Annotated in this window: 21 protein-coding genes; 18 read left to right on the forward strand and 3 right to left on the reverse strand. The window is 68.0% G+C overall.

Annotated elements, in window-relative coordinates:
- Positions 1-210 precede the first annotated feature (210 nt).
- The 6 genes from VT03_RS21425 to VT03_RS21450 all read left to right on the forward strand — a co-directional run bounded on the left by VT03_RS21425 (position 211) and on the right by VT03_RS21450 (position 12,625).
- Positions 211-2,565: a vWA domain-containing protein gene (locus tag VT03_RS21425; protein WP_075094881.1), complete on the forward strand. Its 2,355-nt coding sequence runs from the start codon at positions 211-213 to the stop codon at positions 2,563-2,565.
- A 269-nt stretch (positions 2,566-2,834) separates the two neighbouring features.
- Positions 2,835-5,696 carry a DUF4175 family protein gene (locus VT03_RS21430; protein WP_075094882.1) on the forward strand — a complete coding sequence of 954 codons (2,862 nt, stop codon included), beginning with the start codon at positions 2,835-2,837 and terminating at the stop codon, positions 5,694-5,696.
- 165 nt (positions 5,697-5,861) lie between these two features.
- Positions 5,862-6,599 (forward strand): DUF4159 domain-containing protein, encoded by a 738-nt coding sequence (locus tag VT03_RS21435; protein ID WP_075094883.1) that lies wholly within the window; start codon positions 5,862-5,864, stop codon positions 6,597-6,599.
- Between the two features lie 234 nt (positions 6,600-6,833).
- The gene (locus VT03_RS21440; protein ID WP_075094884.1) at positions 6,834-8,090 is read left to right on the forward strand and encodes a multiheme c-type cytochrome; all 1,257 of its coding nucleotides are present in this window, start codon (positions 6,834-6,836) and stop codon (positions 8,088-8,090) included.
- A 1-nt stretch (position 8,091) separates the two neighbouring features.
- Entirely contained in the window at positions 8,092-11,628 is a 3,537-nt protein-coding gene (locus VT03_RS21445) for a HEAT repeat domain-containing protein (RefSeq protein ID WP_075094885.1), read from the forward strand.
- A 64-nt stretch (positions 11,629-11,692) separates the two neighbouring features.
- Positions 11,693-12,625, forward strand: a complete 933-nt coding sequence (locus tag VT03_RS21450; RefSeq protein WP_075094886.1) for an SIMPL domain-containing protein — start codon at positions 11,693-11,695, stop codon at positions 12,623-12,625.
- A 326-nt stretch (positions 12,626-12,951) separates the two neighbouring features.
- On the opposite strand, the gene VT03_RS21455 is transcribed toward VT03_RS21450, so the two are convergent.
- Together VT03_RS21455 and VT03_RS35000 are read right to left on the reverse strand one after the other, a co-directional pair.
- Entirely contained in the window at positions 12,952-13,269 is a 318-nt protein-coding gene (locus tag VT03_RS21455) for a hypothetical protein (RefSeq protein ID WP_156514675.1), read from the reverse strand.
- Between the two features lie 342 nt (positions 13,270-13,611).
- Positions 13,612-13,737, reverse strand: coding sequence for a hypothetical protein (locus tag VT03_RS35000; RefSeq protein WP_255378407.1), 126 nt, complete (start codon positions 13,735-13,737; stop codon positions 13,612-13,614).
- A 480-nt stretch (positions 13,738-14,217) separates the two neighbouring features.
- Here VT03_RS35000 and VT03_RS21460 point away from each other — a divergent pair, with 480 nt between their 5' ends.
- The 9 genes from VT03_RS21460 to VT03_RS21500 all read left to right on the forward strand — a co-directional run bounded on the left by VT03_RS21460 (position 14,218) and on the right by VT03_RS21500 (position 19,146).
- Positions 14,218-14,973, forward strand: a complete 756-nt coding sequence (locus VT03_RS21460; protein ID WP_075094888.1) for a class I SAM-dependent methyltransferase — start codon at positions 14,218-14,220, stop codon at positions 14,971-14,973.
- Between the two features lie 248 nt (positions 14,974-15,221).
- A complete protein-coding gene (locus tag VT03_RS21465; protein ID WP_075094889.1) occupies positions 15,222-15,545 on the forward strand; it encodes a hypothetical protein in 324 nt (107 codons plus the stop codon).
- Between the two features lie 10 nt (positions 15,546-15,555).
- A complete protein-coding gene (locus VT03_RS21470) occupies positions 15,556-15,837 on the forward strand; it encodes a hypothetical protein (RefSeq protein ID WP_075094890.1) in 282 nt (93 codons plus the stop codon).
- 69 nt (positions 15,838-15,906) lie between these two features.
- Positions 15,907-16,200: a hypothetical protein gene (locus VT03_RS21475; protein WP_075094891.1), complete on the forward strand. Its 294-nt coding sequence runs from the start codon at positions 15,907-15,909 to the stop codon at positions 16,198-16,200.
- Positions 16,201-16,213: 13 nt separating this feature from the next.
- Positions 16,214-16,531 (forward strand): hypothetical protein, encoded by a 318-nt coding sequence (locus VT03_RS21480; RefSeq protein ID WP_075094892.1) that lies wholly within the window; start codon positions 16,214-16,216, stop codon positions 16,529-16,531.
- Between the two features lie 114 nt (positions 16,532-16,645).
- Positions 16,646-17,035: a hypothetical protein gene (locus VT03_RS21485; RefSeq protein WP_075094893.1), complete on the forward strand. Its 390-nt coding sequence runs from the start codon at positions 16,646-16,648 to the stop codon at positions 17,033-17,035.
- A gap of 138 nt (positions 17,036-17,173) precedes the next feature.
- The gene (locus VT03_RS21490) at positions 17,174-18,103 is read left to right on the forward strand and encodes a hypothetical protein (protein ID WP_075094894.1); all 930 of its coding nucleotides are present in this window, start codon (positions 17,174-17,176) and stop codon (positions 18,101-18,103) included.
- 149 nt (positions 18,104-18,252) lie between these two features.
- Positions 18,253-18,534: a hypothetical protein gene (locus VT03_RS21495; protein WP_075094895.1), complete on the forward strand. Its 282-nt coding sequence runs from the start codon at positions 18,253-18,255 to the stop codon at positions 18,532-18,534.
- Positions 18,535-18,669: 135 nt separating this feature from the next.
- Positions 18,670-19,146 (forward strand): hypothetical protein, encoded by a 477-nt coding sequence (locus VT03_RS21500; RefSeq protein WP_075094896.1) that lies wholly within the window; start codon positions 18,670-18,672, stop codon positions 19,144-19,146.
- A 38-nt stretch (positions 19,147-19,184) separates the two neighbouring features.
- Here VT03_RS21500 and VT03_RS32855 read toward each other — a convergent pair whose 3' ends face one another.
- Positions 19,185-20,282, reverse strand: a complete 1,098-nt coding sequence (locus VT03_RS32855; RefSeq protein WP_197489036.1) for a WD40 repeat domain-containing protein — start codon at positions 20,280-20,282, stop codon at positions 19,185-19,187.
- A gap of 198 nt (positions 20,283-20,480) precedes the next feature.
- Between VT03_RS32855 and VT03_RS34320 the strand changes: the two genes are divergently transcribed.
- From VT03_RS34320 to VT03_RS21520, 3 genes are all read left to right on the forward strand, one after another.
- Positions 20,481-20,828, forward strand: a complete 348-nt coding sequence (locus tag VT03_RS34320; protein ID WP_197489037.1) for a hypothetical protein — start codon at positions 20,481-20,483, stop codon at positions 20,826-20,828.
- 441 nt (positions 20,829-21,269) lie between these two features.
- Complete coding sequence (locus VT03_RS21515) at positions 21,270-21,950, forward strand: hypothetical protein (protein WP_075094899.1); 681 nt, start codon at positions 21,270-21,272, stop codon at positions 21,948-21,950.
- 20 nt (positions 21,951-21,970) lie between these two features.
- Positions 21,971-22,297 (forward strand): low molecular weight protein tyrosine phosphatase family protein, encoded by a 327-nt coding sequence (locus VT03_RS21520; RefSeq protein WP_082846414.1) that lies wholly within the window; start codon positions 21,971-21,973, stop codon positions 22,295-22,297.
- Positions 22,298-22,822: the final 525 nt, after the last annotated feature.

Raw genomic sequence — 22,822 nt, forward strand, 5'->3', positions numbered from 1 at the left:
GGGTTCGGAAACTCTTTCGCACGAACCCAGGGTAGCCCGCTTCGCGGGCAACCCTGGGCTATTGGCCGTAACCCCTTCGGGGTATCGAGCGTGACGTCGACCATGAACCGCGATTGCCTGCCGCTCCAACGGACGACCGATCGCCGACAAAAACGCACGAACGGCCTCTGACTGAAAACTGAAAACTGACGACTGAAAACTTCCCCCCCCATGCTCCTCGTCTTCGAACCGCTGATCTCCTCCGCCCTCTGGCTGACGCTGGCGGTCGGGGTCGGTGCGCTTCTGGCGTGGTACGCGTGGCGGCGGCCGTGGGGCGTGGCGCCGGGGCGGTGGGCCGCGATCATCACGCTCATGGCGGGGAGCGCGGCGCTGGTGCTGGGGATCCTCCTCAACCCGACGTGGCAGGAGCGGATTCCGCCGCCGGCCGGCAAACCGCGGCTCACGATCCTGATCGACGACTCCGCCAGCATGGCGGCCACCGACATGCCCGGCGGCCGGACCCGCTTCGCCGCCGCCGCCGAGATCACCCGCGAGACCGCGGCCCGGCTGGCCGACCGGTTCGATGTCTCGGCCGCGACCTTCTCGAACGAACTCCGTCCGGTCGCTATCACGGGCCTGAATGAACTGGGCGGCCACGCTCCGGCCGGAATGGAAACGGATCTCGCCGGCGCCCTCCAGAGCGGCGTCGACGTCCAGCGGCCCGCGGGACAGGCGGTCCTGCTCCTGAGCGACGGCAACCACAACGCGGGGGGCGGAGCGCCGCGGGTCCTCTCGGCCCTCAGCGTCGTCCGGGCGGCGGACGCGCCGGTCTTCACGAAGACCTTCGGAACCGATGCCGAGATCCACGACCTCTCGGTCCGGCTCTACGCCCCGCAGCAACTGTCGTTCATCGAACAGACTGTGCCGGTGACCGCTCTCCTGCGCCGCCGGGGTCGGGCTCCGGAGGCGGTCTCCGTCTCGCTGCTGCTCGACGACAAGGAGATTGCCCGCCAGTCGGCCTACATCGCCGGCGACGCCGAGACGGAGATCCGCTTCGACGTCACGCAGAAGGAGAAGGGGCTCTACCGCTACGAAGTCCGGATCGATCCGTTCCCCGGCGAGGCGACGCAGGTCAACAACTACGGCACGTTCCTGCTCCGTGTCGTCGACGAGCCGATCCGCGTGCTCTTGGTCGAGGGCAAACCGTACTGGGACTCGAAGTTCCTGGCCCGGACGCTGTCGTCCGATCCGTCGGTCGAACTCGTGAGCGTCGTCCGGATGTCGGAGGGGCGGTACCTCGAACGGACGCTGAAGCGTGAGCGGCCCGCCAAGCCCGGCGACGCGGCACCGGAGCCGATGACGGATGCCACGACGACCACGGAAGCAACGACCCCGAATGCCGCGAACCGCCCCGCCGGACCCGGACCCGTAACGGAGTCGTGGCGGGTCCTGACCGGCACCGAGGACATCCTGTTGGGGGCCCTGGCGAGCGGCTCGTATCAGGTCGTGGTCCTCGGGCGGGAGTCGGAGCCGTTCCTCTCCGAAGCGGCCGTCGAGTCGCTGCGGGAATGGGTCAGCACGGAGAGCGGGGCGCTCGTCTGCTTCCGCGGCCAGCCGACCGCCCAGGTCGGCGAGCGGCTGGAACGCCTGATGCCCGTCCAGTGGAATGCCTTCGGCGAGTCCCGCTTCCGGATGACCCTCACCGACCGCGGCCGCGACATGCGGTGGTTCGGCGCGATCGGGGGCGGTGGCGGGACCGGCGGCGGCGACATCCTGCCGCACCTTCCGACCCTCGCGACCTCGACCCGCTCGGATGGCACGAAGCCTCTCGCCACGGTCCTGGCGAGCGCCGTCGACGCCGCGGGAAATGAAAAGCCGGTCGTCACGTTCCAGCCCTACGGCGGCGGGCGGGTGGTGGTCGTCGAAGGGGCGGGGATGTGGCGGTGGGCCTTCCTCCCTCCCGCCTACGCCGAACACGATTCGACCTACGGGACTCTCTGGCAGAGCCTCCTGCGGTGGCTCGTCTCGGGGGCCGCGCTCCTGCCGAACCAGGAGATGGCCCTCCGGACCGATCAGGTGACGTTCGGCACGAGCGAGACCGCCTCGGCGACGCTCGTGATGCGGAAGACCGCCAGCCAGTCGCAGGTCCCGGGCATCGAGCTGACCGGCGAGGCGATCGAAGGGACCCGGTCGCTCACGCCGACTCCGGCGGGCGAAGGGCTCGGGACGTTCCGGGTTCTCTTCGGCGAACTCCCCGAAGGTCGCTACCGGGCCCGCATCGCCGGCCGCAAGCCGGGGGAGTCCGGGAGCGAGACGGTCTTCGACGTCCGGAGCCTGATGGAAGAACAGCTCGACCTGCGGGCCCGCCCGGACCTCATGGCCCGTATCGCCGCCAGCACGGGCGGGATCGAACTCACCGCCGACTCCCCCGCCGAGATCACCCGGACCTTCACGGCCCACCTCGACAAGGGGAAGGTGGACCGGATCCGCAAGACCCCCGCCTGGGACCGCTGGTGGGTCCTCGTCGGGGCCTTCGGGCTGTGGGTGACGACGTGGGGCGTCCGGAGGAACTCGGGGCTCGTGTGAGTCCGGGAGAGAGAAGAAGTGAGCCACAGATCAACACGGATGGACGCAGATCGGAGAGGGAGAAGGGAAACACAGAGACGCAGAGAGCACAGAGGCCATACGGAGGGGATGGGAAGGGGAAGTGGTGAAAGGCGAGCCGACGACTCTCCCTGGCCTCCTCTGTGTCCTCCGTTTCTCTGTGTTTCACCTTCCTCCTCCCATCCGCAGAAAATCGTAGACAGCCAGACCGGCCGCGGGGAAAATCCCCGAACACGTGTGACGAGGGGCAGATGACGTCGACCCGCTTTCAAGAGACGTTCCGGACGCTCAAGGCGCGGATCCTGTCGGTCACCGGACTGGCAGGACTGGGCTGGGGGGCGGTCGTGGGCATTTGCGTCCTGCTCGTCGCCGTGTGGCTCGACCTCGTGTGGGAACTCACTTCTGCGTCGCGGATCCTGTTCATCGCGCTGGCGGTCGTGGCCGGTGCGGCGCTCGTCGGAGCCTTTGTCGCGCGGGCGTTCCGGGCGATGCGCGACGCGCTTCTCGTCCGCCGGCTCGACCGCGCCGGCGAGACCGGCGGCGAGATCCTCAGCGGCTACGAGCTCCAGGCGGGCGACAGCGGCGGACCGACGGACCTGACGCGAGGGCTCGCGGAGCTCGCGTCGCAGCGGGCGGAGCAGATCGCCGGACAGGTCCCGACCGAGACCGTCGTCCCCTGGCGTCCGGTCGGCCGGGCCATCGGGGCGGCGGCGGGGCTCGCCGCGGCGGTCGTGCTGGGAGTGATCGTCGTGCCGCGGCTCGCGGCGACGGAGTGGCTGCGGTTCGCCGATCCCTATGGCGATCATCCGCCGTACTCGCGGACCGCCTTCCTAGTCGAGCCGGGGAACACGAGCGTCCGCTACGGCGACGGACTCGATGTCGTCGTGAAGACCGAAGGCCCGCCGGTCGAAGACCTCCAGCTCGTGTGGCGCCGCGCCGCTCCGGAGACCGGCGGGGCCCCCGAGGAAGAGATCCTCCCGATGTTCGCCGAGGCCGAAGGGCAGTGGCGGGCGTCGCTGGCGTCCGTGACGGTCCCGGGGGACTACTTCGTCCGCGCGGCGCACAGCCGCAGCTATCGCTATCGGCTCGACCTCATCACGGTGCCGGAGATCACGCAGGTTCGGTTCCGGATCACGCCCCCGGCCTACACCCGCGACCCGGTCTACGAAGGGGAGCTGCCGCGAAACGGCATCGTCGCCCTCCCGGGGACCGTCGTCGAAGTCACCGCGACCAGCAACCGCCCCCTCGGTTCGGGGACTGCAACCGTTCCCGGCAAGGAGGGCCCGGCGACGGTCGCGCTCGCTCCCGTGACCGGCGGCGATCCCGCGGAGGCCCAGGCCACGGAAGTCCGCGGGACGTGGACGATCGACGCCGCGGGTTCATTCACGGTCGACGTCACCGACCGGGCGGGACAGTCGTCGCGGCAGCCGTTCGGCGGGACGATCACGCTTCTCAAGGACCTCAGCCCGCTCGTCCGCGTCGCGAGTCCGCCCTCGCAGTCGCTCGCGACCCCCTCGGCCATGCTGCCGGTGACGGTCGCCGGCGAGGACGACTACGGGATCACGAAGCTCCAGCTCTACCGCAGCCTCAACGACACGCGGGCCACGCCGGTCTCGTTCGCCACCGGCGATCCCGCGGTCCGGCGGCAGGAGGATCCGGCGGAACTGCCGCTGGCGGACTACGGGGTCCAGCCGGGGGACGTCATCAAGCTCTTCGCCCGGGCGGAGGACAACGACCCCGCCGGAGCCAAGGGGACCGAGAGCCCCGTCGCCGTGATCCAGATCGTTTCGCAGGAGGAGCTCGACCGCCTCATGCAGGCCCTCGAAGGGGCGGACTCCCTGATGTCGAAGTATCAGTCCGCCCAGCGGCGGCTGGAGTCGCTCCAGGAACAGATGGAGACGCTGCAGAAGAAGCTCGAGCAGCAGGCGGCGAAGAACCCGGCGTCCGAGCTGTCGAAGGAAGACGAGGAGCAGCTCGAGACGCTCCGGAAGCAGGTCGAAGAGGCGGCCAAGGAAGTCCGGAAGTCGGCCGAGGAGGCGCTCCCCTACGACCTCGACAAGGCATTGAACGGCGAGCTGGAGACGCTCGCCAAGGAGCTCGACGAAGCGGCCCGCGAAACCGAGGCGATGAAGTCCGGCAAGGAGGGAGCGAAGCCGAACGTTGCCGAGACGCTCCAGAAGCTCAGGAAGACCCGCGAGCGGCTCAAGAAGCAGCAGGAGCAGTACGAGGAGGGGGTGACCGATCCGCTCGAGCAGTTCTCGCAGATCTACCCGCTGTTCGAGGACCAGGCCCGTTTTGAGGAGCTGGCGGAGCGGCAGCGGGATCTCGCGGAGCGGCTGGCGTCGCTCAAGAACGAGGAGAAGGCCGAGGACGCGCAGGTTCGGGCCCGGATGCGGGAGCTGGAGGCCGAGCAGCGGCGGGTGCGGGAGGATCTCGACGATCTCCTCCGGGACATCGAGTCCCACGCCACGCAGCTGCCGACCGACGCCGACCCCAAGATCGCCGAGCTGGCGGAGTCGGCCCGGGAGTTCGTCGAGAAGGTCCGCGGGGCCGGCGCGAACGAGGCGATGACGGGGGCCGAGACGGAACTGTCCGAGTTCTCGGGGAGCAAAGGTCACGCCCAGGCCGAGGCGGCGGCGAAGATCCTGGAATCGTTCCTCTCCAGGTGCAAATCGACTGGCGAGAAGTGCGAGGGGGCGTGCGACAACCTCAAGTTCCGGCCGGGTGCCGGGGCGGCGGGGAACTCGCTGCAGCAGCTGCTGGAGGCGGCGGGGTTCCGGAGGGGAAACACTCCCGGGATGGGGACGGGCCGCGGCGGGGGCTTCAGCGCCCGGCGGGACTCGCTCTCCAACATGGGGCTCTTCGGGATGAAGCAGACGAAGGGGAACCCGCAGCAGTCCCGCAGCGGCCAGGGGAAGCAGTCGGCCTCGGCGGGCGGGAGTTACCGCACGGACGACGCCCGGACCGCCGCCAGCCGGATCGATCCGCACGGGACGCTCAAGTCCTCCGGAGCGAGCGAGGCCGCGATCCCGCTCCGCTACCGCAAGCAGGTCGAACGGTATTTCCAGCAGATCGCCGAAGAGGCGGGCAGCAGCCCGGCCAAACGTCCATGACATGATCCACACCAGCCCGAAGCGCCAGCGAGGGAAGCCCCCCTCGTCCCTCGCCGGCGCTTCGGCCTAGTGTGAGGCGCCCCACCGATCCTGAATCCTAGATCCTAATTCCTAAATCCTGACTCCTCCTCCTCCTCCTCCCTCCCCCCCCCCTCCGAGGCTTCCATGAAACCGAAAACGAGCCTGATGCTGGTTGCCCTCGCGTCGGCGGGGATGCTGCTTCCCCTGGCTTATGCCGAGACGAAGGGACTGCTCGCCAAGGCGACCCAGACGGCGCCGATGTCAATGGTGCCGGAGCCCGCGCAGTCCGGCGGAGAGACGGAGAGCATCGTGCAGGTGGCGAACCTCGTGTACGCCCACACGAAGAGCAGCAAGTGCTTTTCGGACCACTTCCTCTCGAAGGCCGAGAGCGATTCGGCGATCTCGACGAGCCGGCGGTTTCATGCGGTGAAGCTGGCGTCGGATGAGCTGTATTCGTTTCCGCTCGTGATCATGACGGGCGAAGGGGCGTTCGAGCTGCCGACGCAGGAGCGGGAGAACCTGCGGCGGTTTGTGGAGCGGGGCGGGATGGTGCTGGCTTCGGCGGGGTGTTCTTCGGCGGACTGGGACCGGTCTTTCAGGAAGGAGATGGCGGTCATCTTTCCCGATGCGAAGCTGGCGGCGCTGGGGATGGATCATGCGGTGTTTCATACCGCGTATGACATCGCGCAGCTGCAGGCGAAGCATGGGGAGCCCAAGCCCCTGGAGGGGGTGTCGCTCAACGGGCGGCTGGGGGTGATTTATTCGCAGGACGGGCTCAATGACACGCAGCACAGCCAGGGGTGTTGCTGTTGCGGGGGGAATGAGATTACGAACTGCATTGATGTGAACGTGAATATTCTGGCGTACGCGCTGACTTATTAGAGGGCGGGAGGGCAGCCCCGCTGGCCGCCGGAGGCGCTTCTGTGAGGAACGGTCCGAACCACCAAGGACGTTGAAGTGGCATTGAGCATCGGAAGCGTGAGCCACCGACGCGGCTCGGCAGGAGCCTCGCCCTCCCGGGGGGCTTTTGCGCTGTTGTGCTTCCTCGTTGCCGGCTGCGGTTCGTCGTGTCAGCAGGGGAGCGGTCCTCAGAAGTCTGAGACCGCGGCGCGGCCGATGACCATTCTGGTGAGCTGCGACACGGCGGGGTGGATTGTGCCGTGCGGGTGTTCGACGAAGCAGGCGGGGGGACTGCTCAGGCGGGCGAGTTATGCCGAGGGGCTACGGACCGATCGGGAAGTGGTGCTGCTCGATGCGGGCGGGGCGCCGGGGGGGAAGTCGCCTTATGACCGGACGAAGTTCGAGGCGGTGCTGCGGGGGGAAGTGCTGATGGGGGTGGCGGCGCACAACATCGGCGCGGCGGAGGCGGAGCTGGGGTGGGATGCGCTCCAGAAGCTTGCGGCGGGGACGCGGGCACCGTTTGTCGCCAGCAATGTCGCGGGCCCGGCGCCGGGGCGGGGGAAGGGGGCGGAGATTCCGCGGACGCGGGTCGTCGCCCTGGGAGGACTGCGGCTGGGAGTGCTGGGGGTTCTCTCGCCGTCGCTCGCGCCGTCCGACTGGACGCTCACCGAGCCGCGGGAGGCGATCCTGCAGCAGCTTCCGGCGCTCAAGGCGGAGAAGGTCGATCAGATCGTGGTCCTCGCGTATCTGCCGGAGGAGGAGCTGGCGGCGCTTGCGGGGCAGGTGCCCGAGGTCGATCTCGTGATCGGCGGGCCGACGCAGCAGAGCATCGCGCCGAAAAAAACGGGGCCGACCGTCTGGGGCTCGACGACGAACAAGGGAAAATTCCTCGTGCGGCTCGATCGCGAGACGGCGGCCGCGGGATGGGAGGGGCGGATCGTCGAGCTCGATGAGTCGATCCCCGATGAGAAGCAGCAGACCGCGAACCTGCAGACCTTCCGCGACGAGCTGCTGCGGGTCGACTTCACCGCCGACCAGACGAGCTTCGTCCCGCCGCTGGGGGGGAATCTGCCGAAAGACTTTCGCGTGGTCGGGACGGAGCAGTGCCGCGCGTGCCATGAGGCGGACTGCCGGGTGTGGGAGGAGTCGGGGCACGCCCGGGGGTGGGAGACGCTCGTCGGGAAGGGGGCCCAGATGGACCCGTACTGCCAGCAGTGCCACACGACGGGTTACGGGCTGCCGGGCGGGTTTGCTTCGCTCAAGTCGCCCGCGGCGCTGACGAACATTGGCTGCGAGAGCTGCCACGGTCCGGGACAGGCGCATGCCAGCCGGCCGGCGACGCGGACGCTGTACCGGGCTCAGGACCGGTGCACGGCGTGCCACGACCACGACAACAGTCCTGAGTTCCAGTTCGAAGCCTACTGGGCCCGGATCGAACATGGCCGGTCCGCCGCGACCGGCGAGGGGAAGTGACATGCCTTTGAGACATACTCCGCCGCCGCCGTCACTCGTTCTTGCCGCCGCGCTCGGTCTCGCCGCGGCCGGCCTGGGACCGGTGCGGCCCGTGATCGCCGATGACGCGGACGCTGCGCCGCTGGTCCCGCCGCCGCCCCCCGTCGCGGCGGTGGAGTCGGGCCAGGAGGGCGAAGCGGCCGCCGAGATGAAGCGGGCGCCGCGGTCGTGGCATGCGCGGCTGGCGGAGGGGATCGAGGAATCGCGGAAGGTGCAGAAGCCGATCCTCGTCCGCGTCGGGGCCGAGTGGTGCGGGTGGTGCAAACGGCTCGACCGGGAGATCGTCGACCCCGCGGTGCAGGCGGAGCTCGCCAAGTGGGTCCTGGTTGAGATCGACGTCGACGAAGCCCCCGAGGATGCCGAGCGGCTCGCCATCGGCCCGATCCCGGCGCTGCGGGTCCTTGACGCCTCAGGACGGACAGTCCGGTCGACCGAAGGCTTCCTCCCGGCCGAGGAACTGGTGAAATGGCTGCAGGGGAAGGAGTCAGGCGACGCCGCGATGAGTGACGCGGTCGCCGAGATCCCCCCGCTCAGCGCGGAGACGCTGCCGGAGCTCGTGCGGCTGCTCGGGCACCGGGACGTCCGGGTGCGGGAGGCGGTCTCGCGGTCGCTCGCGGCCGATCCCCAGGAGGCAGGCGGGGCGGTCGTCGCCGGGTTCATCAAGGGGACGCTCGTGACCCGGCTGACGGCGCTCGAGATCCTCTCGGGCTGGAAAGCCCCCGTCGCCGACCTCGACCCCTGGCAGCCGCGGACCGTCACCTCCGAGCGGCTGGAGGCCCTCGAAGAGTGGGCCGAGTCGCTCCCGGCTTCCCCCGCTCCCAATGCCGATGGCGCTCCGGATGCCGGCGAAGGCGCACCCAAGGCCGCGATGCTGACACCGGCCGACCTCGACGAGGCCCGCCGCGAGATCGCGAAGCTCGAAGCGGCTGACCCGATCGAGCTGGAAGCGATCGGCGCGCGGCTGGCCCATCGCGGCCCGCTCCTGCTGCCGGAAGTCCAGGCGCAGCGGGAGCGGGCGGCGTCGCAGACGCTGCGGGAGCGGCTGGACTGGCTGCGGTACCGGCTCGTCTCGTCGGACACGCTCGCCCTCAAGTGGCCGGCGGGGCTGTTTGGCCTCGCCTCCGCGGACGCATCGCGCCGGCACGCCGCCGCCGCGGAGCTCAAGGAGATCGTGACCCCCGGTGACGAAGCCCTCCTGATTGAACTGCTGCGTCATCCCGACCCGCTCGTCCGCGAACTGAGCCTCAAGGCTCTGGGCGGCATCGAGGGGACCCGGTCCCGCCAGGAGCTGGCGAAACTGCTCTCGGACCCGGACGCCAACGTCCGCGCCACGGTCCTCAAGGAGATGGCGGCCCGTCCCGACCCCGCCCTCGTGCCGGAGGTCCTGGCCTATCTGGAGCGGGAGCAGGACGCGGACCTCATTGTCTCCGCGGTCCGGATGCTTCAGGAGGCCGAGACCTCCGAGGCCCGCGAAGGGCTCATGAAGCTGCTGAAGCACGCCAGCTGGCAGGTCCGGGCGGAAGTGGTGGAGGGGCTCGCCAAGACGTTCCCGCATTCCTACGAGCGGAGCAATCTGGACCCGGCTGAACAGAAGCAGGTCGTCAAAGTCTACACCGCGGTCCTGGAGCGGCTGGAGGACGAGGACGGCTTCGTCGTGAGCCGCGCGGTGCTGGCGCTAAAGGAATGCGACATGGCGGCCGCCGCGGCTCCGCTCGCCCGGACTGCCGAGCGTCGTCCCGAACTCGCGACTGCCGTTGCCGAGGCGCTCTCCGGCGGGGACACCATCGGCGCCAAGGCAGAGGACATCCTTCGCGGCTGGCTCAAGCACGCGCATGAAAACCTGCGGGCGGCGGCGATCACGGGCCTCCAGGCCCGCTCGACTCTCGACGGCGAGGGGGAGCTTGTCCCGGCCCTGTCGGACGCTCACGAGTCGGTCCGCCTCGCGGCGACCCGGGCGCTGCTGGAGCAACTCGGCCACCTGCGGACCAGCGCCGATGCGGATGTGAACGGGGGGGAAGCCTTCGGGATGGAGGTTTCGCCGTCCTCCTCCGGTGGGCTCGGCGGACTGCTGAATCTCGTGTTCGGGACGAAGATCGAAGCCACCGTCCCCGATCCTCCGTTGCCCCCGCCTCCCGCCGCTCCGGATGCTCCGTCCGCCCCCGCTGCCCCGGTTCCCGCTCCCGATGTGGACGTCCAGTCGGGGACGATCGTTGTCCCGGGCGCGGCCGAAGGGGGACTCGATCCGTCGGCGGTGGAAGCGTGGCTGACGGCTGTCCGAAGCGGTGAGGGGCGTCCGGAGTGGATGAGCCAGGCGCTCGCGCCGCTTCGTGCTCAACTCGCTTCGATGTCGACCGCCGAGCGGGTCTCCGCGGGGGTCGCGCTCACGGCCCTCGGCGACGACGGGGCGCTCGAGCCGCTCCTCGCGATCGCCCGTCAGGACGGAAGCCAGGTCATTCCAGTGGGGGACGTGCTGGGCTGGCTTCCGCGGCCCGCGCGGCTGACGACGTTCCGGACGCTCCGCGGGCTGGTGCACGGCCGCGATGAGCTGCTGCACCTGTGCTACCTGCTGGGAGAACTGCAGGACCCGGGGTTGTCCGAGCTCCTGTGGGAAGTGCTGCGGGAACCGGAGACCGACGGTGCGGTGGCGGAGGTCGCCCTGGAGCGGCTGCTGCATCTGAACGGCTCCGCGTTCTACGACTACAGCGGGCCGTCCGCGTCACGAAAGTCCTCGTCCCTCGGACTCGAGGCACTTCGGCCGCATGTCGAGAGCCGGCATGAGTGGGAGTGCCGCACGGCGCTCGCCGCCCTGATCCGGACCGAGCCCGCGCAGGCCCTGGGAGCCGCTCTCGGCGTCGCGGGGGATGCGACGCGGTCCGAGGCCCTGCGGGCCGATGCGTTTGCGATCGGGCTCTACGCGCTCGATCCGCGGGACGCCCGCGAGGCGGCGGTGGCGGCGCTCGTCTCCGGAGACCGGATCCGTTCCGGCCCGGCGCTCATTCTCCTGGCGTTCGATCACGCGGCGCTGCCGCAGTCGGCGATCCAGGATTTTCCCCTGCCGATGAACTCACGCTGGAACTCCGGGATGGCCGCGCAGGAACGAGTCGGTGTCCGTCCGCCGCTGCCGGCGGAGCTGACACCCGATCATGTCCGTCCGCTCCTCGATTCCGACAACGAGACCGTCTCGCTCCTGGCCCGCTATGTCCTGGCAGTGCTGGGTGAGCCGGTCGACGTGGGGCCGCTCATCGCCCGGTGGCGGAAGGAAGGGAGTCCGCGGTACGGCAGTCTGCGATGGGACCGTCCGGTGTTCGAGGCGCTGGCGGAGCGGAACCGGGCGGCCGACGTGCCGGTGCTGGAGGAGATCTACGAGTTCCTCCGCAAGGAGTACGACACCGACGCGGTCCGGGAGTTTTACTGGACGATTCGAACGATGACCGGGCCGGAGGTGCTGGCGCTGCGGAAGCGGATCCGGGCCGAGGTGGGGATGGAGGCTCTTCAGTAGTGCGACGGAGTCGCCATGCATCCCCTGGCGAAACTCGCACGCAGACACCTGGGATTTCACTGCCGTGAAACAGATCCTGTGGCCGCTCGTCACTCTGCTTGGACTCACGCTCGTTGCGCCACCGCTTCGCTCGCAGACGCCTCCTCTGGCGGGGCTCCATGGGACCGGCCGGGCCGAACTCGCGGTCCGGCCGGAGCGGATGCTGGTGACCATGGACCTGACGGCCAAGGGGACGGATGTGGCTGACGCGCTTGAGAAGTCGAAGGGGATCCGCGCCAAAGCGGAGGCGGAGTTCACAAAGCTTGGGGCGATGAAGGGGGCTTTGACGTTCGGCGAACCACAGGTCGATCCGTTCGACAAGCAGCGGCGAGAGCAGATGGAGGAACTGCTTCGTTCGCGGCTCTCGGCAAGACGGACGGGTGGGAAGGCGCCGCCGATCGTGTCGTCGGTGACTGTCCTCCTTCCTGTGCAGGCGGTTTTCGTTCTGACGACGGCCGACCCGGCAGCGCAGCTTGTGGAAGTCGCCGGTCTGCAGGCTAGGATCAAGGGGATCGATCTGACGGCAGCGAAGGCCGCGGCGGAGCTGACGCCCGAGGAGCAGGAACTGGCGGAGGAGCTGGCCGAAGCGAAGCTGAGTTACGAACGGGGGGGAGGCCGGAAACGCGGAGAGCCGGCTTTCGCCTTTACGGCGACGGTTGGCCCGGAGCAGCGGCAGAAAGTGATGAAGGAGGCGTTCGAGGCGGCCCGTGCGGAGGTGGACGCGCTGGCGCGGGCCTCGGGAACGGCAGTTGGTCCGCTTCGTGGGGCTCGCGTGGAGGTCACGCCGGGTCGGGAGGGCCGGGAGACCTACGACGATGAGTATGTCGGCCGCCGGGAACTGGCTGCGATTCTTCGCCGTCGGGGGCTGGCGGGTGAGAACGATGTTGTTGGGATGACGTTCGAACAGCTCGCGTTAGTAGTCGAAGTCGAGGCTGTATTCAGCATCACCCCGAACTAGGCAGTTCACCGGGGTCCAGGGGGTAACCCCTGGTGGGGAGTGCAGAGGGGCAACGCCCCTTTGCCCGCCGGAGGCCTGGCCGTCGAGAGATGTCTGAAGGAGGGCGTATCCAAGCGCGGACGACGTGCCGTATGTCCCCTCACCAATTCGCGGGGACTCCAGAGCGAGCGGACAGTCCTCAACGCCACCTCCACAAAGGGGACGTCCGTTGTGTCCCACGGTTCCTCATGGAAGTGCCTCCGGCGGCAAGGGGGCGTGGCCCCCTTGACCCCAGGCTGCCGTGGCACGTTGGGTTTGAGCTATCGACGTCGTGCCGGCATGGACGGCTATTCGTCGTCGTCCCCCTCCTCCGGCATACGCCGCACCGGCCGCACATACCGCCCGTTGTGATGCCTGAAGTAAGCCGCACTGAGCGGCATGTTCTTCAAGATATGCGTGTGCGACCAACCCACCGCCGCCGCAATCGTCCGGATCGGCGGCAACGGCTTCTCCAGCTTCGTCATGTAGTAGAGCACCTCCGCATCCGTCGGCCGCGTCGCCGGCACCGTCTCGCCAGCCATGCTTCTGAGCGCCTCGATCAACCGCTCCACCGCCACCCGCATATGCTTGTGCTCCGTCGCAATCACCCGCAGCTGACTGACCACGTCCTCCGGTTCTTGACACGGCGCATCGATACCTGTAATTTTGTTCACAAGTTGACCTTTCACAGGGGAGACTCATGACCGGGACGGCCCGCCAGCCGCCCCGGTCTTTTTGTTGTCTGCCGGTCTTTTGTTGTTTGAAAGAAGAGCGGAGCCCACGCTCCGTCGTCATCTCACGCGCGCCCGGCGCGATCGAACGAATCGTCCGCGCAGTGACCGGCGCCGGTGAGCATGGATTGATCTGGGGACAGCGCAGCCCCCTCGCGGCCAAAAGATCCGCCGCGAAGCAGCCCCGCCATCGGACAAGGAGAGGCCACGCCAGCAGCGCGGCCGGAGCGAAAACTCCTACGCGGTCGGCAACAGCCGGTGCGCAAGCAGCATCACGGCATGGGCCCGGAGGAAGGCGAGACCGCGGCAATACCGCGGGTTCGTTCTCCAGTCGGTGATGACCTTGTCGGGAATTCCGGCCACAATTTCCCCTACCCCTTCACACACAGCGGCCTGATCGTCGCAGGCCCCGGCGAGCGTCCTTCGCTCTGTCCTGTTTCGTTCGCCGATTTATGCCACACAGGGGTAGTGAACGCAAGTTCATTACGTGCGGATTTCGGGGAGCGAGGGTTTTGCCTGAGACCGGGGCATTCTGTTGTGTGAAGAACGCGTCGGGGGACGCTGTTGGGAGTCGCTGGCGGCGGGATCCGCCCGGGGGGGAAGATGAAACACAGAGGTATGGAGAGGCACAGAGAAAGGCAGGAGAGAGAGGACCGGTCGGGGACGCGAACTCCCGCCTCCGCTGCCTTAGATCTGTGTCTATCTGTGTTCATCTGTGGCCTGATTCTCTGCCTCTGTCGTGCGTCGACGCCCTCGAATCCCGGAACCTGGACAGCCACCGGGAAGGATCGCGGCGCCCGGTGCGAAACACACAAGCAGCCTGTGGCTGAGTAACATGCCCGCATGAAATCGACCGAACGGTTCTCGACCCGCGTCGCCAACTACGTCGCCTACCGGCCTCGTTATCCCGAGTCAGTCTGCGACTGCCTCCGGCGGCGCTGCGGCTGGTCGGACTCGACCGTCGTGGCGGACATCGGCTCGGGGACCGGGATCCTCAGCGAACTGCTTCTGCGGCATGGCAACCGGGTCTACGGCGTCGAGCCGAACCGCGAGATGCGCGAGGCGGGCGAAGAGGAGCTTCGGCCGTATCCGGAGTTCCACAGCGTGGCCGGGACCGCGGAGGAGACGACGCTGCCGGGGTCGAGCGTGGACTTTGTGACGGCCGGGCAGGCGTTCCACTGGTTTGACCGCGCGGCCGCGGCGGCGGAGTTTCGGCGGATCCTGCGGCCCGGCGGATGGGTCGTGCTGATCTGGAACGATCGCCGCCGGGACGGGTCTCCCTTTGCGGAGGCGTATGAGCGGCTGCTGCAGGAGTTCTCGAGCGACTATGAGAAGGTCGACCACAAGAACGTGACCGATGCGGTGCTGGACGGGTTCTTTGGCGGAGGGTATTCGCGGGACGTCTGTGAGAACCGGCAGACGTTCGACCTAGCGGGGCTGGAGGGGCGGCTGCTCTCGTCGTCGTACGCGCCGGAGGCGGGACACCCGCAGCATGCCGGGATGATGCAGGAGCTTCGCCGGATCTTCGCGACGCATCAGGTCGAAGGCCGGGTGCCGTTCGACTACGAGACGAAGGTGTACTGCGGTCGTCTCGATTGATGCGGTGACCGCGCCGGCACGATGTCCATCGCCGGCTTTGCAACCCCCGCGTGTTGCCGCGGCCCCGCACCCTGAATATTCCCTGAATCCCGGTAAATCACGCCAGCACCACCTCGTATGGACTCGTAACGCGAGTCAACGCGAAATCTTCGGCCACCCCCCGTTCTCCCCAGAGGACGTGATCCCGCGCTCGGCAGGTCACGCAGGGACGCCGCGCGTTTTCCGTGGGCCATTCAGGAATCCGTGCGATGAAGGAATTCATCATCGTGCTGGGGATGTGCGTTGCCAGCCTGCTCTTCGTCGACTCGCTCGACTACGCCGCGCTTCGGGCACAACATCCCTGGGCCACCGCTGACCAATTGAACCACATGAGCGAGTTCGATGCGTCCCACTTCGGTTCCCGGCAAGCCGCCCACGCCCCCGCTCGCGGTCACGGGTGCGGCCGGCCGCACCCCTCCGGCTGGGCCCGATGGCTGAAGTCCACCGAGGCGGCCAGCCAGCTCGAAATCGACGCGCGACAGCGCCTCGCCTGCCATCGTTCCGAACCGGCCCTCCCCGGATCGAGAGAGTGACCCCGGACGCATGACACCGCTGTCGACCTTCGCCCCTCTGCTGTGGCTCGCCCTGCTCGTCGCGGCGCTCCACCTGCGGCAGCCCCGGCCCGTCCGGTCGTGGTGGCAGACCGGATCGGCAACGGTCCAGTTCCTCGTCCTGCTGAGTCTGACCGCCTCGGCGATCGTGCCGCCGGCGCCGACGCCGTGGGGCCGAACGGTCCTGAGCGTCATCGGCCTGCTGCCGCTGCTCCTTCTGGTCGAGACCTTCTGGCAAGCCCGCTGCGGACCCGGGCGACGAAGCCCGTCTTGACCGGCGGTCCTCTCGCACCGGACACTTCCAAGGCAAAGACCGCTTCCACGCGCCGCCGTACCCACGCTCATGGCCGAGTCCCTCGTCTGGTCCGTCACGCTCTTCGCGATCCTTTCGATCGGGCTCTTCGGGATCGCGCAGTTCGTGACGCGCGCTCCAGACCGCCGCTGGTGGTCCGGGATCGGTCTCGTTTCGCTGGCCGGCTGGGAACTGTTGCGAACGAGTCGGCCGATTCCCTTCGACTCGCCGCTTCACTCAACGATCGCCGGTCTCGTGCTGTTCGGCGGGCTCATGACCCTGTCGATGGTCGTGGCGGGGCTCGCTCTCTGGCTGTGGCCCGGCGCGGCGAGAGAACCGTCCTGATCCGAGATCAGCCATGCGTCCCGCCACTCGCATCACTCTCGTTGTCGCGGTCCTGCTGGTCCTCTACGTCGGCTCGTTCCTGACCTTCCGCGCGTTTCCGGAAGAGTTCACGCTGGCTCCACCTGACCATCCGGAACGCTGGTTGGTCGTCTTCAGCAGGCACCCCGAAGTGCACGGGATGGTCCGGTGGTTCTACTGGCCTCTGACTCAGTGGGCTCCCGGACATCGCGGCTATCCGACAGACACGCAGCTCCGCAACGCGATCGAATTCAGCAATGCGTTGCGAGAACCGAGGCCAGTCCGACCGGAGACACCCGGGCGAGCTCCGTGACGCGCTCAGATCGGACCGCCGAACCCCGGACCGGGCTTCCGTGTCGTTCTCGGATGGCGTGGCCGTGCGTCGGCTCCGACTCCCGTTCGTGACTCCGTTTGTCCGGGCCGCTCGATGTACGTCCGCTTTGTCGTCGCGACACCCCAGCAGAACCCGTGGTGGGCGACGGGCGTCATTACGTCGGCCCGGATCCTCGGGGATGACGGCGTCCTGGAACCTTACGAAGTCGACGTCGTGGAAGCGGCGTTCGACTGGTTCAACACCCATCTCCCCTGTCCGCCGTTTCAGCAGAACCTCAACTCGGGCCGCTGGACGCTGGACGCCGTCGCCTGGTTCCTTCCGTACGCCCGGGAACCGATCGCCCGGATGTGGGACCTGGTCGCGGTCCTGAAGCAACACGGTGTGGCGACGCGGATGCTCCGGAGTCACTTCCCCGGCCGGATCGTGTACATCGACGACTTCCAGATCGTGGCCGAAACGCCCCATCAGCCGCCGTCGCGGTAGGGCTTCGTCGAAGCGTCCGCGCGGTGCCGGCGGGCGGCGCCCCCCTCGGTCTGGTCCTGATCTTTGGACGTCCGGTATAAAACACTTGTGGCCGTCGATCGCTCGTCGACATGCACCGGCTCATTGGAGGAGATTCCCGTGCTGACCTCGCGCTGCCTGTCGCCTCTCCTGCTCTTCGCCCTCCTGACAGGAGGGCTCGTTGCCGCGTCTCTCCCGGCCGCCGAGACAGCGCGGCCGGCCGAGACGTCCTTCGCTGAGACTTCTCTCACCGGGCAACTGCGGCGGGGGGCCGCCTTCGCCAAAGCCCGGGGGCTGACCGGGGTCGCCGCCTGGCTGGAGGCCCGGGGGAATGACCTGGATGCGGTCGTGTCGCGGCAGATCCAGTCGATCGCGGAAGAGTCACGACGGCTCCGGGCTCAGGCGGACGCTCTCAGCCGCCTGACCGGTGCCCCAACGCAGGTCGAAGTCGAAGTTCGGACGGTCGAGTTCGACCTGCTGAAGCTCGACACCCCGGAGGGAGCGGCGTTCCTCAAAGAACAGAAGATCCCGGTCCCTGCCCATGCGGAACTCCTGGGAGAGGAAGTCACGCGGGTGGCCGTCGCCTCCCGGTCCTTCCTGTTTGCGGCCGCCCGGAAGGGCTTCGCCCGGCAGGTTGGCTGTCCGAGCGTGGTGACCCGCCTCGGCGAGGAGAGCACGGTTCACGTGGACGCGCTTCCGTCCCCCGCGGCGGTGGAGCAGAACATGCGGGTCGGTCTCGCGCTGTCGGCCAAGCTGGTCCGGGCTGAGAAAGACCGCGTGGCGGTGGAAGTCAAGCACAGCATTTCCAGCGAGAACGGGAGCACGGTTCCGCTGGCAGGCGGCGGCGTGTCGCCCGTCTTGGATATCTCCAGCGCCCGATCGACGCTGACAATGGTTCCGGGGACGCCCTTGATCCTCGGGGGAATGGGGACGTCGTCCACGAGTCGGTTCCGCCCTCCCGGTTCCGATCCGAACGATCCGGCCGCGGAGCAGGTCTTCGAGTCGAAAACGTTGACGATCATGATCCTCAACGTCACTCGCGCGGAGTGACGGGGGACCGTTTCGCCCCGCGGTCGGACCCTGAGGCCGCGCAGCGGGCCGTTCTGTCCGCAAGCTGGGCGGGGGGCTCCAGCCGTGTGCGGCTCGCGCTGGACTGGTGAGGCCTCCGGACGGGCCTGTATCGTCTTGAGAGGCTGTCGATGCGCTCCGCCCCCTTCTTCATCCCTGAGGCCCAGGTCATGTCGCAGATCCGCAGATTCATTGAGGGCGGCTACGGACGGCTGACTCAGTCCGACGGGTACGAGGACGCCGCGCGGACGGTCCGCGTTTCGATCTGGCTCCTCTACGCCGGAGAACTCGACCGCGCCGGCTTTCTGCGGCGGATGCTGATCGAGATCCGGATGCATCGGGCGATCCGCCGGTCGTTGCGACGCCTCGCATCGCCGTGGGCCATGTACAGCATGGGGTTCGCCGGCCAATGAGTGTCCGCTCCGCGGCAACGGGGTGGCTCTCGGAATGCGTCACCGCTTCGGTCGGCGGCGGATCGCATGAGCGGGCACGCGGATTGCGACTCCTCCGGGATAGTTCGAACAGGAAATCCGGAGGAGGAAAGTCCGATGAACATGCTTCAGGAACTTGCGACCGACACGCTTTGCACGGGGGCGGTCGCGACCGCCGCGACGACGGCCGCCGTCAGTGCCCTCGGCCAGTGGGAGGAGGGAGAGCCGATCGCGCCGATCAATGCCGTCAGCCACATTGCCTGGGGCGATGAGGCGGCCGCGCACAACGAGGCCTCGGTCGAGTACACCGCCACCGGCGCGGCACTGAATGCCATGGCCGTCACCGGGTGGGCGGCGATCCACGAACTGGTGATGCGCCGCATGGGACCACGCACGATGGCGAATTCGATGGCTGTCGGAGCCCTCGTCGCGGCCGCCGCCTACGTCACGGACTACTACGTCGTGCCGCGACGGTTCACGCCCGGGTTCGAGAAGCGTCTCTCCGGCCCAGCGCTCGCCGGCGTCTACGCAGTCCTGGCCGCGTCGCTCGGTGTGGGGAGCCTGCTTCGCTCGCGCCGCGCTCTGGGTTCGTAGCCGCCGCGTCGGAATGGTCCGGAGTCAACACTCACCGGCTACTTCAGCGGCGGGTTGACCTCGATGGTCTCTCGACCTTCTCCGGTCGCGGCATCGAGGAGGTGGATTCCGTCGTCATCACACCAGCCCACCCGTTTGCCATCCGGGGAAATCTGTAACCCGTAGGGATCGCCGCCGAAAAGTTCCCGCGCCTTGGCCGTGGACCAGCGGACGGTCCCGTTGGCCTCGGACAGCGTGACGTGTGTTCCCTGCTGATCGTAATAGGCCGTGACGAACTGCTGTCCATCCGGGGAAGCGTCCACGGAACGGATGTAGTTGGGACGGGGCTCTTCGTCCAAACGGGCCTGCCCCTCGAAATCGATCAACCACAGGAGTCCGGTGGTATTGCAGCCCATCTTGTTGCGAAGACCGGCACAGATCCCGCCCCCGACGACGAGATGGTTCTCATCATGGAGGAACGTTGCCGACAGGGCGAAGGCTCCATCGTCCTCGTGGAACCCGCCCGTGGGGAGCTTGACCGTTCCGACCCCCTCCCAGGGGCTGCGGTCGAAGACTTCCAGATCCGGGCCGCAGCAGAACGCGAGCCGCCCGCCGTCTCGTGAGAAGGCCACGCCGCTGATCTTGTTCTCCTCGCGGGTGACGGAGTGGACCAGTTTGCCGGTCTCGACGTCGTGGATCCGCAGTTGGCCATCGACGAAGCTTCCCTCGGCGAGCTTCGAGAACGCGACGGCCAGCAGCCTTCCGTCGGGCGAGAAGACGACATCGTGGCAGGCGGAACCCCGGACCGCCTCCTCCACGGGGATCTCCAGAACCGGCTCGGCCTGTCCCAGTCGCAGCAGGGTGACGTGCCCGGTGTCCCTGGCCACCGCCAGGAGGGTGGCATCGCCGGGTGAGAAGGCTGCCCGCCGCGACCATCCGAACGCCTTCCAGGGCTGTTTGAGCGGAGTTCGGGGCGCCGGTTCCCGCAGGTCGAAGACGCGAAGCTGGTCGCCGCAGGTCAGGAGGTGGCGGCTGTCCCTGGAGAAGCTCAGGTCCCACAAGGTCGGCCGGTTGGGTGGGGCGGCGGAGGTCGATGCGGGCAGGCCGAGCACAAGCAGAGCGAGCGCAAGCGTTTTGACGAGGCGTAGAGAACACACGGCGGAAGGTCCCTCGATGCAGGACGAAGCGTGGCCAGCGACGATTATCTTGCCGGGCCCGACGGACCGGGTCCAGCGATCGTTGCGGGCGGCTTGACCGGCGGTCTGGACGCGGCTCACACTGATCGGTTGATTGGCGGGTGGGGCGGATTCAAAGGGGTTGAGGCCGGGGGCCGGGGGCGGGGGGGCGGGGACACCATGGGATCTGTGACGGGCCGTCTGTTGGTCGTGGGGGTTGTGTCGGGGCTGGCGGTCGGGTGTGAGCCGGTGATGCGGAGTGAGAAGGCCGAGAGGGATGCGGAGAAGTCGGTGTGGGAGCGGGAGCTTGATGAGTATCAGGCGCGGATCCGGCAGACCCAGACGCAGTTGGACCAGACGGACGAGCAGATCAAGCGTCGCGCGGCTTCGCTGAGCAAGATGGAGGAGCAGGATCAGCGGATGGATCGTCTTCTGGACAAGTGGGAGGAGCAGGCGCGGCGGGTGGATCTTCTGATTGATCGGGCGGAGAAGGGGAGCCCGTCTGTCTCACCGGCGGCATCGAATTGACTGTTCGAACGACGTCCTTGCCGGCACGACGCCCATAGCTCAAACCCAACGTGCTACGGCCGCTGGGGTCAAGGGGGCGACCCCTTGCCGCCGGAGGCGCTTCCATGAGGAACCGTGGTACGCAACGGACGACCGCTTTGTGGAAGCGGCGTTGAGGACTCACCGCTCGCTGTGGAATCCCCGCGGGTTGGTAAGGGGGGCATACGGCACGGTGTCCGCACTTGGATACTCACTCCTTCAGACATCTCCCGACGGCCAGGCCTCCGGCGGGCAAAGGGCCAATAAAACAACGCAGGCCCCTCTGCACTCCCCACCAGGGTGCCCCTGGACCCGGTGTTGTACTCACACCGATTCGCCGCTTGACCGACGACTCGCGCGAGGGCCACACTGCTGTCCCCCCCTCTTCACCCGCCTTGCCGAACCCGGGCCCACACTCAACTCATGCCGAAGTTCCGTTTCACCGTCGTCGACGCGACCGGGCAGGAAAGAAGCGGCACCATCGAGGCCGCCAGCGAAGCCGACGTCGCCACCACCATGGCACAGCGCGGCCTCCGCGTGCTCCGGATCGCCCCCGCCTACGACAGCTCGCCCGGCATGGCCATCCCCCGCGGTCGGGACGAACCGGCATGGGCTCCCGCCGCCGCCCCAGCCCGCTCCCCGGGACGCTTCGCGATCCCGCCCGTCCTCCCCCTCGCCTTCTCCTGCGCCGCGGTGCTGTTCTCGTTCGCAGCGCTCCTCATCAACCTGTCGTCAGGCGACCCGCTGGGAAAGGGGATCGCCGCCTATGACTTCTCGACTCCCGAGACGGCCGCCCGGTCCATCCTGCAGATCGACGCCAACGGCGACGTCCGGGCCAAGATCGAGCTGGGACACTTGAGCGACGGAGGAGACCCGCACGGCGCCGCAAAGACGATGGAGGTGGTCCGCGTCGTGGACTACCAGGGGACGAAGGTGGTCTTTGCGAGATATGCCCGGGGAGGCAAAACTCGACGGCGCGTGTTCACGTTTGAGAAGGATCTCGCGACAAAGCTGTGGCGGCCCAACTACCTCAGCAGCTACCGGGTACGGGATACGGACGAGCAGTTGGCGAAGGAGATGAGTGACTGGACGGACCCCGACTGATCGCAGGAGAGCGCCACGTCGTGAACGTCCTGTTTATCTGCGGCCGGAACCGTCTGCGGAGTCCGACCGCCGAGCAGGTCTTTGCGGACTGGCCCGGTGTCGAGACTGCGTCGGCCGGTCTCAATCCGGAGGCCGAGAGTCCCGTGACAGCGGAGGTTCTCGAGTGGGCTGAGATCATTTTTGTGATGGATCCGGCGCAGCGGTCCAAGCTTTCGAGTCGCTTCCAACCATACCTCCGGGACAAGCGGGTAATCTGCCTGGGCATTCCGGACCGGTACGATTTTATGGAGCCCGAGCTGATCCGGATTCTGCAGGAGAAGGTCCCCCGACACCTCCCGCACGCCTGAGCGGTTCTCGTCCTTGCCGGCACGACGCTCGTTGCTGAAGCCCAACATGCGACGGCCGCTGGGGTCAAGGGGGTCTCACCCCCTTGCCGCCGTAGGCGCTTCCATGAGGAACCTTTGTAAGCAACGGACGTCCGCTTTGTGGCACCGGCGTTGACGACTCCCTCACCCTACACCGCTTGCTTCGTAAGCCCTGCGTGTTGGTGAGGGGGTATCCGACACTGTGTCCGCGCTTGGAAACGCTCTCCTTCAGACATCTCTCGACGAGACGGCCTCCGGCGGGCAAGTGGGCGTGGCCCCCCTGCACGCCCCACCAGGGTGCCCCTGGACCCGGTGATAGTGAACCTTTTCTCCGACGTTGTGTCCGCATCACATCGCCCCGACGCCGGAGGTCCGCCATGACATCTTCTCATCCGCTGAACCCCGTCCTGCACTCAACCCATCAGGGATGAGCCGCGGCATCGGACGCTTTCTGTTCAACGGTCGGTCTGCCCGCGCCACCCATTCCCCGGCTCAGCACTGACCCTT

This window comes from Planctomyces sp. SH-PL14, from assembly GCF_001610835.1.
Lineage (GTDB): Bacteria > Planctomycetota > Planctomycetia > Planctomycetales > Planctomycetaceae > Planctomyces_A.